We start from the raw sequence: 12,436 nt of genomic DNA, 5'->3' as shown, positions 1-12,436 counted from the left end.
ATACCCAACATAACTATCATATTGATAATGATTATCAATGTCAAATAAAAAATTAAACGAATAATACCTATTTATTACACAAATATGCTTTCCGATCATTTTTAAACAATAAATAATGAGCAGTATGCACTTTTCTCTCTAAATAATCTAATGAATACGTACCCGATGGATCAACTAAATCCCCAATCGCCCCTGAAAGGTGATCAATTACCTTTTGCAATGTTTCTAAGTTCTTCTTTTCACTCTCCATATTCATTTCATCCATAATGTCACAAATAAGATATTGTACTTTCCGTAAGCGTAATTCCTTCTGCTCCACGTATATCTCCTCCTTATTAGCAATATTACGTTTTAAATATATGGGCTTATAGCTTAACCAATTCTAAAAAATAACGTGAAACTTTAATGAGTAAGAATTTTGTCCATCCAAACTAATCCAGCTTTTTGGGACAAAAAGATATCCATCTCTAAACATGTAGTCATAGAGATGGATATCTTTATTTTTACACTTGCAATGCCTTCTCTCTCAGAGCTCTTCGTAACAACTTACCAGTTGTATTCTTCGGCAATTCTGTTAAAAACTCAATGCTCATTGGCACTTTATATTTCGCTAAATGTAACGTGCAGTAATGCATAAGCTCTTCTTCTGTTACGCTCGTTTGTTTCAGAACGACGTAAGCTCGCACTGCTTCTCCTAAGTTTTCATCAGGAACACCGATTACGACAACTTCAGCTACCGAATCGTGAGTGTATAATACTTCCTCCACTTCACGAGGATATACGTTATAACCACCAACTAAAACAATATCTTTTTTGCGATCGACGATATAGAAGTAACCTTCTTCATCCATTTTCGCTAAGTCTCCTGTATATAGCCAGCCATCTTTAATTGTCGCCGCAGTATCTTCTGGCGCATTATAGTAACCCTTCATAACGTTAGGTCCGCGAACAATTAACTCCCCAACTGCACCAACAGGTACTTCTTCCCCAAGTTCGTTCACAATTTTATTTTCTACGTGCCAAATATTTGTACCAATCGAACCTGGTTTACGAGGACGATCTAATGGATTAAAACAAGTAACTGGTGATGCTTCTGATAAACCGTATCCTTCTGAAACGATAACGTCAAAACGTTTTTCAAAGTTTTGCAGAAGGGCAACAGGCATTGACGCACCACCTGAAATACAAAGGCGAAGCGTCTTCACATCTTCTGCGCTTGCTTCTTCGAATAAATATAAATAATTGTACATTGTCGGTACACCAGCAAAAATCGTTGGTTCGTACGTGCGACAAATACGGAATACTTCTTTCGGACTAAATTTCGGTAACATTAAAATAGTCGCCCCGTTCACAATCGGCGCATTGACCGCCACTGTTAAGCAAAATACATGGAACATCGGCAGTGCCGCAACGACGCGATCGTCCGCAGTATATTGTAAATACGACGCCACATCGCTTGCATTACTATATAAATTTTTATGTGTTAACATAGCGCCTTTTGGCTTTCCAGTTGTACCTGAAGTGTATAAAATAACAGCTACATCTTCTTCATCTAGTTCAGAACCTTCGTAAGTTACATCTCCAGTTCCTATACAACTAGTAAACGTTTTCATTTTTTCAGTTTCTGTATGGTTAAAATCTGATGAGGTTTCGCATATGATGATATTTTCAAGTGAAGGAAGTCTTGTTGTAAGAGATTGTATAACAGGTAGAAGGACGTCGAGTACGATAATTGTTTTTACATCTCCATTTTGTAATATGTAATGTATTTCGTCTGCTGTATAAATTGGATTAATCGGAATGACAGTTGCCCCTGCTTTCATTGTTCCGTATAAGCCGACTAAAAAATGTGGTGAATTGCCTACAGCTAATGCGACATTGTCCCCTTTTCCAATGCCCATTTTTGCTAAATTACTAGAAAACCTAGTGACCACTTTGTTTAATTGGTCATAAGAGACCGACTGATCCATAAATATGTACGCCGGTTTATCCCCCTTCTTTTTTGCCGTTTCAGCCAAAGATTGAACGAGATTCACACAAACCCCACCTTTATAAAATTTAGAATATTTAAAAATTCTAAATTAATTATATTAAAAGAAAATTAAAGTAGCAAGTGATATTCCATTAATCGAATATACATAAACCACTTTCTTCCAGAATACTTTAGTACGATACGAGAATTATATGTGAAAGAAACAGGTACAAACATATAGTTAAACTGTAGCTAAAATCATTGTAGGATAATATGCACTCATCTTTCCCCTAAGTTTTTCACCTTCCTCTTTATTTAAAGCCGTATACTCTCCATACAAATTGAGAGCGTCCGCTCCATTTTCATGCAAGTAGACTGTAACATATAGTGTCGGTAATCCTTTATTGTCTTCATCTATCGACAAGACAACATCTGGCGTTTTATTAACGCTACTAAACGTTTCATTTCTTTTCCATTTCTTATTTTGAAACATAGTTTGTATATCATCTATCTTTCGTTTTTTATCTGTATGCGTATAATATATGGCATTATCCTTCGCTGGCTTTCCAATAAATAAAAGTGTACGACTAGAGGAAGTTTCATCGTTACAAGCTGTCATCCCTATAACGAAGCTGATCAATAATATAAAGTGTATTATCCTTTTCATTTCGATCATCCTCCTTTAATTATATATACTTCCTTTATAATAAAAGAATGTCCTGCTAGTAGATGTTTTTAGCGACGCTTTTAACGGTAAATGAATTCATAATAAAAAAAGCCATCCCAAAAGATATTTCGGGATGGCTTCTTCTTTTAGAAGAATAAATGTAAGAAATCTTCTGTTGTAATATTACCGAAATAGCGTACGATATCTACGCCTTCTAAAGCTACAGTGAATGCATCTTTATCAAATTGTACACCTGTTAGACGCTCTTCAATGTCATGCACATCTAGTGAGCCGAAGAAGTCACCGTAAATTTTACATTCTGTTACTGTCCCTTTTTTCACTTCAAGACGAACGTCAACTTGTCCAACTGGGAAGCGGTGTGAATGTTGTAAGTTGAACTTCGGAGATTTTCCGTAGTTCCAATCCCAATTTTGGTAGCGCTCTTCAGAAAGTTTATGGATTTCTTTCCAATCATTTTCTGTTAATTCGTACGTTGGAATTTCTGTTTCTCCTTCGAAAATTGTTTCTAGAAGAAGTTGTCTAAACTCTTCTGTCGTCATTTTTTCGTTTAAGAACTCTGTAATATTCGCAACGCGGCTACGGATTGATTTAATTCCTTTTGATTGAATTTTATCCATTTTCACTTTAAGTGCCGATACAACGTGATCGATTTCAGAGTCAAATAGTAACGTACCGTGACTAAACATACGACCTTTCGTTGAGAACTGCGCGTTACCTGAAATTTTTCTACCTTCAGCTAAAATATCGTTACGACCACTTAGTTCTGCATTTACGCCTAATTTACCAAGCGCTTTCGTTACAGGCTCTGTGAACTTTTTGAAGTTGCTGAAACTATCTCCATCATCTTTCGTAATAAAGCTGAAGTTTAAGTTTCCTAAATCATGATATACTGCGCCTCCGCCTGATAGACGACGAACAACATGAATACCTTGTTCTTTTACGTAATCTGCATTAATTTCTTCTACTGTGTTTTGGTTTTTACCAATGATAATCGAAGGTTTGTTAATGTAGAACAGTAAATATGTTTCGTTAATATCTAAATTCTTCACACAATATTCTTCAATTGCTAAGTTTATTCTAGGATCTGTAATCCCTTTATTATCAATAAATAACATCGTATCACCTCATGAGTTCCAAATGTAACCACTATGCGCTAGCGTAATATGGCCACTGAAAATTTGTTTTGCTTCTGTTACTAAATCAGATGGGTTGCCTGTATGCGGTAAGTGCGTTAATAAAAGTTCTTTTACATTTGCATCTTTCGCAATACTTGCTACTTCTGTACTATTCATATGCCCTGCTTTTGCAGCCTCTTGATGTGCATACATATTACACTCACAAATGAAAAGATCAGCATCTTTTGTGAATGGAATAAATTCAGGAATATAACTGGAATCAGCGCTATATACTACAGCGTCACTACCAGCTGTAATGCGCATCGCAAAACATGTAACAGGATGAACAGTTTTTAAGAATGAAATCGAAAATGGTCCAATTTGAAGTGTTTCTTCTGGATTGTAGGCGATTCCTTTCGTATGCGGTTCATGCGTTAAAGAACGGAAGCCATTCTCGTCAAACGTATGACCGTATATTGGTAATTCCGGTAGTTGTCCCTTTGTCGCACTTGTAATTAATCTCGCATATTGCAATACCCCAATGTCTGCAACATGATCGTGATGATAGTGCGACAGTACAACTGCATCTATATGAGATGGTGTTATATATTTTTGAAGCTGTGCTAGTACACCACTGCCACAGTCTACAAGTAAACGAAAACCATCGTGTTCAAACAAATACCCCGACGTTGCTTCTCCCGCTTCTGGAAAGCCGCCCCAAAAGCCGACAACAGTCATTTTCATATGTATCCATCCTTTCTAAAACCGAGTAGGAATGCTGGTTTTCTCCGTACTTGAGAAAGTTTTTTACTTACATCCTACATTGTTAACTATAATCCATTTCCTAAACTTTTTCATTAATTTTCAACTTTGTTATAAAACAGTTGTTGACTTTCGTTATTTGTACTAATACAATGATAGTAAGAAATGGAAATGGAGGGATTGACATGATCGATCAACCAATGGAGTTTTTCCGAAATTTACCAACGAAAACTTGTGCTCATTGCGGGAAGGAAATTGATGAGCAGCACGAAGCATACCATAACAAATGTGACGATTGCGTTCACGAAGAATAGTAGTTTGTAAACATAAAAAAACCTAGCAGACATAGTCTACTAGGCTAATAACATCGTATCCTTCATCGTTGAACCTTTCACCAAGAGCTCCAGTTCAAACTCATACAATTCTTTTTGTCGATAATTTTTCGTATGGATTTTATCCATCATTAAGTCGACAACTTTTCGGGCCATCTCGTCGATTGGTTGTTCAATTGTCGTAATACCTGGCTCTGTAATCTGCGCCAAAATTTGATTATCAAAACCGATCACAGCGAGATCTTCTGGAATACTCCAACCATGGCGTTTCGCCTCTGAGATAATTCCAGCTGCAACCTCGTCGCCTCCTGCCAAAATCGCGGTAGGATTTTTTTTGTCCTTTAATACTTCATTGAATATTCGTTTTCCATCATCCCAAGAGAAAGCGTTTTCAAGAAAATCGATCGCTTCCACTTCTCTACTCTTTTCAGTAATAGCGCGTAAAAAGCCCATTTTTCGCTGTTGGCTCACTACTTTCGTTTCGTTGCCACGGCAAAAAATCAGATTACGATATCCTTGTTCTAATACATGATTGGCAGCTATGTATGCACCCTGTGCATGATCGAACTTCACTGTTGGAACATTTGCTTCCTCAATATATTCATTACATAACACGATTGGACCGTGTTGCAAGTATGGCTCCACATTCTCCCACGGATTTTCTAGTGAACATAGAATAATCCCATCTACTTGTTTCGTAGATAATAATTGTAAATACTCCATCTCTTTTTCCGGTAAATATCTTGTTTGACAAATAATCAGTTTATATTTATGTTCAGAAGCAGCAATCTCGATTGCTTCAATAAATCTACTAAAAAAAGGATTTGTAATCCTTGGAACAAGCACCGCAATTGTTTCTGTTTTTTGTTTACGAAGCCTTCTCGCCGCAGAATTAGGAACGAAGCCTAAATGCTTCATTGCTAATTGAACCCTTTTCTTCTTCTCATCTGAAACATATGGATGATTATTGATCACCCTAGAAACCGTTGTCCTTGATAACCCCGCTAATTTCGCCACGTCCTCGATAGTCGACACGAAATTTCCCCCTTTGCATGAAAACGTTTTCTTATCCTGATTATATAGTATATTATTGGAAACTGCAATATAGGTTCTTATGATTTTACTATATTAATATTATACATAGGGAAAAGTCTGTTAATGGCAGGGAATTACACACTACTTTTAGAATTTCACAATATGCATATGAAAAAAGATGTACATACCATAACGCATATACACCTTCTTAATTAATAAGAATTCTATTCAATATAAAAACCCATCAATACGTCGTCTCCATATGATCCATCTTCATATTTAATTTGCTTTCTTTGCCTTCCTTCTTCTACAAAGCCAGTTCGTTTATACACTTTAATTGCCCTATCATTAATAGAAACTACACCTAAGCAAATTTTCTCTAAACCTTTCTGCCCTTTAGCCCAACTAATAAGAAATTCAATTAGTTTCGTACCAATGCCTTGATTACAATACGCCTCCCTAATCCCCATTCCCATTGTACCTGCATGTCGTAAGCGTTCTAGTTCATATCGTTTGAAAACCAGAAAGCCAACCACCTTACTATCTACCTCGTAAACTATATAAAGGTTGCCTTTTTCACTACTTGTCTGTATCTTTTCTCTTTCTGAATCAATATCATTTGGTAATTTATTTGGAGATGATATAAAAAACTTTGTAGTAGTTTCTGATAATATAATTTCTTTTCTAATATCCATAATTGATTTCGCATCAACCTCTTTTGCTAATCGTATCACCGAATCACCTCGTACCTTTTTCTTTTAAAAATAATATTGGAACTATCAAACTAAGAATCTCTAAAACGCTCAATATGCAACATTGCATATTGAGCGTCTTTTCACTTTTGATACAATATCCTTACATCTATATAAAAGGAATGTATAAAATGAATCCAATTTTAACAGCTGCAAAACAACTATTACATAAAGACGAAGTTATTATATCTACTTTAAATTGTTCACTTACTGGCTATATTATTACGCATAAAGTTCCGTATCCGGGCATGCTACTTGCTACTAATAGAAGACTTCTTTTTTTTAGCCAATATAAAAATACATTAATTTCCGAATTTGAGTATGAAAAAATTGTATCTATAGAAATGAAGAGAAGAATCTTTGATAAAAAAATAATATTTTATTATGAAGATGAATATATAACGGTGGGATACATTACAAGTTCAAATATTGAAGAATTCATAGACTTACTACAGAGAAAATGCAAAACTAGCGCGGATTCATAATCAGTGGGGATCTCCCCGCTGATTCGTTATTTTAACTCTTCCCACTTCGTCCATACTTCTCTCCCGTTTATTTGGTACATATTATTCTTTCGATCCATAAACCCATGCCCGATTGGTGAGGGCTTTTACGGGCAGCCCTACTCCCACCTATCCTTACGGTTTAGCTATTTCCTGCATAAACCCAGCCATGCTCGCTAATAAACTAGTGAAAACGAAAAGTACAATAATAAGAGGGATAAGTTTGTCTTTATTTAAATTCGTTATCGTTTTTAAACCTATTCCTAATAAAACGTAATACCAAATATTAAATATATCTATTCTTTGAGCAATTGTATGCAAGATCATATTATCTGTCGCTATTGCACCTAAACCTGTATAAGATATCTCATATCCACTTAGAGAAAATGCAATTAATCCGTTTAAAATCATCCCTATCCTTAATACAAACGAAGCATAAATAATTACCGGGAATGTTTCTTTATAGTTAATATCAACTCCAAAGAAAATCATAATGTTCTTATAGAATATAGGTGCAAAAAGTATAGCTACGATTCCACTGACTGCTGAAAATCCAAATGTAGTAAAGAAAGTTATGTATTTCGGAACAGTAAGTCCCGTTTTATCATGAAACATACTGAGTGCAGGATTATTTAAAGAATTCCAAGACATTAAGGCACTTGAAATTATAATAAGCACAATTAAAAAGACTAGTGGAAAGAATATATTTCTTTGATTCTTCATCCTTTTGAATTGTAGTGTTGGCGAAGTGAATATCCCAAAAATCGATGGTTTTCCAGAAATCTCTTCATGCATAAGACTACTAGCTTGCAAGAAAATCCCCCTTCCTCATTACATTTATAACTCTTCCCACTTCCTCCATACTTCTCTCCCATTTACACGGTACACATTATCCTCCCGATCCATAAATCCATACACGATAAACTCTCTTCTAATCGTACAAAAATCATCATGATATTGTTTTATGAATGCATTAATTTCTTTTTCTGTATATTGATTTTCAGCGTTTAACTTGCTAATCAAATGCTCTAACAATACTAGTTTTTTCTTCTTTTGACCTGGAATCGATTTTAAGCGGTCCTCTTTATCGAAAAAGTTACGAATCGTCGTATCCCTGAATTTCATTTCACTTTCAGTCATTTCGTTGTCCTCCATCGATTTTTATGCAATGAAACTTTATTATTTGTCCTTACTATTCTTCTTCTTCATTCTTTCACTTACAACATCCATAAGGTAATACCCGCTAATTAGCACATAGTAAACTAAAAGTATTCCTAGTGCATCTTTCATATTTATATATTTTTCTTTATGAAACAAGATAGGTGAAAGGGCGTAAACAAGAAAGATGATTAGCGGATTTAAGATAAAAAATAATAAGTAAGATTTCCTTTCATCATATCAGCTCCTCTATTCTAGTTTTCTCTGTAAATTGTTGTAATTCCTTTTCTTTTGTTTAGAATGCAATTAGAAATTAAAAGCAAGAGCTTCAGGGAAAAATTGATTGAGCCTCTGGAATAGCCGAATTAATACAGAAAATAAAAAATCTATTTTCTAAAACATTGGTGTTATTGCAAAGGACTTTTGTATTATAAATATATAGAAAAAAATTTATAGAAGTATAAGTAAATAGAATACGAAATTGTTGATGACAAAAAAATCCCAAGAAACATTCGTTTCCATTTATGAAGAGGTTCAAATTTCGAGTTAGTTTTAAATATAATGAATGGAGAATACATAATGGACAATTTATTTAATCAAATTGCAACTTTTTTTAACATATCATTACCTCAAGAAATGATAAATACTTTCAAAAATCCAATCTATTTGCAGCACAAGAATGACTTTTTAATACGCTTATTATCCTTTGAAGAAGCCATGGAAGTGTATTTATACCTAAATGAAGATGTTACTATTTCAGAAGTTTTCCCATTATGGACAGATGATAATTCCAATTATGTAGGTGTTTACATGTTAGGGCCGCTAACAGGCAGAGTTTGTTTTATAGACCATGAGGAAATAGATTTGTCCCCAGTATCTCCTAATGTACAAACGTTAATAAACACTCTATTAGAAAGTCCTGAAATCGATTGGTATGAACTTCCAAAACATTATCCTTGTTCCAAAGAAAATACGGATGAATTGCAAATACAGCAAGATGTACACACCATTAAAGAATTGAAAAACCTTCTTAAACAACCTGAATTAACTGAAGAAAAAAGAGCTCACTATTTATTTTCAATTATGGCTTTAACTCCTTACGCACAATTGCATGAAATGCTTCCCTTCTTGGAAGACACGGATATGTGGGTGCAAGAGAGAGCGGCTGAAATTCTAGGTTTCCATAGATACGTACCAGCTAGCGAAAAACTAAATTGGGTTAAAGAACACGGACAACATAACGGGAAAATTGCAGCTGAATTAGCATTAAAAAGAATAAAAATGGAATTAAAGAACTAAAATAAAAAGAAACACTACCATAGTAGACTGACCTATACAAACGATAAGTTAAAATAAAAAAGCACCGAAAAGGTGCTTTTTTTCTACGCTTCAATCGATTGATTTTCAGCAATATTTTTAAACTGTCGTTTGTGCATCCAAGTTAATGAAGCAATTGTTCCAAGTGATAATACAACGATAAAGATCATTAATATCCCTATATTTTGCCACATGAAATTAAAATCACCGCTTGATACGACTGCTTTAAATCCTGATACAGAGTATGTCATCGGTAGCCAAGCATTAAATGGTTGTAAATACTTCGGAATTAACTCTAGCGGGAATGTTCCAGCACTTGTTGTAAGCTGAATAATTAATGTGATGATTGCGATGAAACGCCCTGCATCACCGAATGCTGTTACTAAACATTGAATTAATGAAATAAACGCTAAGCTCGTAACAATACTAAAGAGTATAAAGTATGGAATACTTTGTACTTCTACACCTAACCAGAATAGTAATATGACATCTGCTACTATTGCTTGAATAATACCGACTGATAGTAAAACACCAAACTTACTAATAAACCAGCTGAATCCTGATTTCGGAACGCCGACTGTATCGCGTAATGGGTATACGATAGATAATAGTAATGCCCCAACGAATAAACCGAGTGATAAGAAATACGGTGTGAATCCTGTTCCGTAGTTTGGAACTTCCGCCATTTTCTCCGTCTTCACTTTTACTGGGCTTGCAAACATATCATATGTTTTATCCGTTCCTTTTACTTCTCCTGTTTTTTCTGCCCCTTCACCAAGTTTCTCAGCAAGTTCACCTGAACCGTCGTTTACTTTTACGAGTCCGTCAGTCACTTTTCCAGAGCCGTCTGTTAGCTTATTTACTCCGTCGATTAGCTGGGTTGAGCCAGTTGACAATGTACTTAATCCTGTTGTTACTTGGCCAGAGCCATTTGCTAATTGCGTTATTCCGCCTGACATTTGGCCCGCTCCTGCAGATAATGTACCTAAGCCGCCTGTTACTTGGTTTGAGCCATCTGCTAATTGATTTACTCCTACAGATAATTGACCTAATCCTGCTGTCACTTTTCCAGATCCGCTTTGTAATTGCGTTACTCCATCAATTAATTGAACTGATCCATCTTTTAATTTATCGGCACCTATTTTTGCATTATCTAATCCCTCACCAAATCCATGAAATTTACTAACAAATTCATTTTGTGCATTCGTTAGTTTCTCAATACCACCTGCTAGCGTTTTCACTCCTTCTGAATTTGGTAATTTGTTTTGCGGTCCATTTGTTGTTTGATGTATTTCGCCTTTTAATTGTTTTACTTCTTCATTTAATTTATTCGTTCCACCTGCTACTCCGACAGCTTTTTGCTGAACTGTCGCTGTACTTTTTACAGCACTTGTTATGAATGGTTGTAATTGCTCTTGATATTCTTTCGGTAAACTTTCAATTTGCTTTTGTAAATTCGCTACCTCTTGCGCTGCATTTTTTGCATCTCCTGCTGTTGATTGTGTAAGTTCATTTAACTGATTTACATTCGCCCCAGCTCCATCTATTTTCTCATTTACTGTATTCAATATAGAAGGAACTTTCGACTGCATTTCCTCTAAGCCTGCAGCAGACTTTTGTACGTTACTATTTAACTCTTGCAATCCCTTTTGAATTTCTTGAGAACCTTCCTCTAATTGACTTTGCCCTTCAGCAAGTTTTCCCATACCATTTGATAGGTCAGTTGTTCCTGTTTGTAATTCACCGGATTTACTTACTAGTTTGTTCAAGCCACCGGTCACTTTCTCAGATCCATCACGCAATTCACCCGTTTTGCTATTTAACGTATTTAAACCGTTCGTTACTTTTCCGGAGCCGTCTACTAATTTCCCAATACCCGCATTGCTATTTAGTACATGTAAACCATCTGTTACTTTTCCGGATCCATCTACTAATTTTCCGATACCTATTTGCATCTCACCTGTTTTACTATTTAACGTATTTAAACCTGCTGTTACTTTCCCAGATCCATCAAATAGTTTCCCTACACCTGTCTGTATCTCTCCAGACTTCCCTTGAAGTGTATGAAGGCCATCCGTCACTTTACTTGAACCATCATGCAGTTCACTTGATCCGTCGTGTAGTTTATTTGCTCCTTCCGCCCCATCTGCTAATCCTTTTGAGACGTCCTTAATGGAATCAAACATTTTCTCTGCATATGTTTTCGTTAACGTGCTTGATACTTCACCTTTAATTTTTTCAATTGCTGTTCCGCCAATTTGTGAAGATAAGAAGTTTAAACTTTCATTTGGAATGTATTCTAAGTTTAATGGTTTCGGATCGTCTTTTAATAACGTTGTAGCGTTACTTGAGAAGTCATCTGGAATACGTACTAACATGTAATACTTTCTGCCTTCCATTCCCTCTTTCGCTTCTCTTTCACTTACAAATTCCCATTTAAAACTTTTATTATCTTTTAAGTTATCAACGAGCCCTTTCCCGACCTCAATTGGTTTCCCATCAAGTTCTGCACCTTTATCTAAATTGACTACCGCAACTGGCAAGTCATCTAGCTGTTCATACGGATCCCAAAAGGCCCATAAAAACATACCCGCATATAAAATCGGTACAAATAAAACCGCAATGATTGGGATTAATATTTTTTTACTTTTTATAATCTCTGCAAATTCTTTACTAAGCAACTTATGCCATTTCATAATTTATCCCCCTTTTTAAAAATGACCAAAATTCATTTATGGTCATTTTTACCCAAATAAAAAGGCTATATCTGTTCATACATATGCCTTATCCCCGAATTTATAC

The 12,436-nt window shown here is 35.3% G+C and carries 13 protein-coding genes and 2 pseudogenes; 3 read left to right on the top strand and 12 right to left on the bottom strand.

The window, feature by feature from the left end:
* Nucleotides 1–67: 67 nt before the first annotated feature.
* The 5 genes from DN408_RS03735 to DN408_RS03715 form a co-directional block, all read right to left on the bottom strand.
* Nucleotides 68–319 (bottom strand): hypothetical protein, encoded by a 252-nt coding sequence (locus DN408_RS03735; protein WP_000435463.1) that lies wholly within the window; start codon nt 317–319, stop codon nt 68–70.
* A gap of 184 nt (nt 320–503) precedes the next feature.
* Nucleotides 504–2,036: a fatty acid--CoA ligase family protein gene (locus DN408_RS03730; protein ID WP_147739961.1), complete on the bottom strand. Its 1,533-nt coding sequence runs from the start codon at nt 2,034–2,036 to the stop codon at nt 504–506.
* Between the two features lie 177 nt (nt 2,037–2,213).
* Nucleotides 2,214–2,639, bottom strand: a complete 426-nt coding sequence (locus DN408_RS03725) for a hypothetical protein (RefSeq protein ID WP_078178118.1) — start codon at nt 2,637–2,639, stop codon at nt 2,214–2,216.
* 146 nt (nt 2,640–2,785) lie between these two features.
* On the bottom strand, nt 2,786–3,775 hold the full coding sequence (locus DN408_RS03720; RefSeq protein WP_002030357.1) for a lipoate--protein ligase: 990 nt from the start codon (nt 3,773–3,775) through the stop codon (nt 2,786–2,788).
* A 9-nt stretch (nt 3,776–3,784) separates the two neighbouring features.
* On the bottom strand, nt 3,785–4,519 hold the full coding sequence (locus DN408_RS03715) for an MBL fold metallo-hydrolase (RefSeq protein ID WP_078178119.1): 735 nt from the start codon (nt 4,517–4,519) through the stop codon (nt 3,785–3,787).
* Nucleotides 4,520–4,722: 203 nt separating this feature from the next.
* On the opposite strand from DN408_RS03715, the gene yhfH reads away from it, so the two are divergent.
* On the top strand, nt 4,723–4,851 hold the full coding sequence (yhfH, locus tag DN408_RS03710; RefSeq protein ID WP_000567010.1) for a protein YhfH: 129 nt from the start codon (nt 4,723–4,725) through the stop codon (nt 4,849–4,851).
* 39 nt (nt 4,852–4,890) lie between these two features.
* Here the strand turns inward: yhfH and DN408_RS03705 are convergent, their stop codons facing one another.
* Complete coding sequence (locus tag DN408_RS03705; protein WP_002087115.1) at nt 4,891–5,904, bottom strand: LacI family DNA-binding transcriptional regulator; 1,014 nt, start codon at nt 5,902–5,904, stop codon at nt 4,891–4,893.
* Nucleotides 5,905–6,128: 224 nt separating this feature from the next.
* Nucleotides 6,129–6,638: a GNAT family N-acetyltransferase gene (locus DN408_RS03700; RefSeq protein ID WP_078178120.1), complete on the bottom strand. Its 510-nt coding sequence runs from the start codon at nt 6,636–6,638 to the stop codon at nt 6,129–6,131.
* A gap of 149 nt (nt 6,639–6,787) precedes the next feature.
* On the opposite strand from DN408_RS03700, the gene DN408_RS03695 reads away from it, so the two are divergent.
* On the top strand, nt 6,788–7,141 hold the full coding sequence (locus DN408_RS03695; protein WP_078178121.1) for a PH domain-containing protein: 354 nt from the start codon (nt 6,788–6,790) through the stop codon (nt 7,139–7,141).
* Nucleotides 7,142–7,167: 26 nt separating this feature from the next.
* On the opposite strand, the pseudogene DN408_RS03690 reads toward DN408_RS03695, so the two are convergent.
* From DN408_RS03690 to DN408_RS03675, 4 genes and pseudogenes are all read right to left on the bottom strand, one after another.
* Nucleotides 7,168–7,254 (bottom strand): annotated as a pseudogene (locus DN408_RS03690) (DUF2087 domain-containing protein); the annotation flags it as partial.
* A gap of 40 nt (nt 7,255–7,294) precedes the next feature.
* On the bottom strand, nt 7,295–7,972 hold the full coding sequence (gene yknW / locus DN408_RS03685) for a YknW family membrane protein (protein ID WP_078178122.1): 678 nt from the start codon (nt 7,970–7,972) through the stop codon (nt 7,295–7,297).
* Nucleotides 7,973–7,996: 24 nt separating this feature from the next.
* On the bottom strand, nt 7,997–8,299 hold the full coding sequence (locus tag DN408_RS03680) for a DUF2087 domain-containing protein (protein ID WP_078176973.1): 303 nt from the start codon (nt 8,297–8,299) through the stop codon (nt 7,997–7,999).
* Between the two features lie 39 nt (nt 8,300–8,338).
* Nucleotides 8,339–8,553: pseudogene (locus DN408_RS03675) on the bottom strand (hypothetical protein).
* 343 nt (nt 8,554–8,896) lie between these two features.
* Here DN408_RS03675 and DN408_RS03670 point away from each other — a divergent pair.
* A complete protein-coding gene (locus DN408_RS03670; RefSeq protein ID WP_078178123.1) occupies nt 8,897–9,616 on the top strand; it encodes a hypothetical protein in 720 nt (239 codons plus the stop codon).
* Nucleotides 9,617–9,699: 83 nt separating this feature from the next.
* Here the strand turns inward: DN408_RS03670 and DN408_RS03665 are convergent, their stop codons facing one another.
* On the bottom strand, nt 9,700–12,330 hold the full coding sequence (locus DN408_RS03665) for a YhgE/Pip domain-containing protein (RefSeq protein ID WP_147739960.1): 2,631 nt from the start codon (nt 12,328–12,330) through the stop codon (nt 9,700–9,702).
* Between the last annotated feature and the right edge of the window lie 106 nt (nt 12,331–12,436).

Origin of the sequence: Bacillus sp. AR13-1 (assembly GCF_008042285.1) — a bacterium.
In the GTDB taxonomy this organism is placed as follows: domain Bacteria; phylum Bacillota; class Bacilli; order Bacillales; family Bacillaceae_G; genus Bacillus_A; species Bacillus_A mycoides.
Note: the sequence above shows the minus strand (reverse complement) of the source record. Positions and strands in the feature narration are given on the sequence as shown.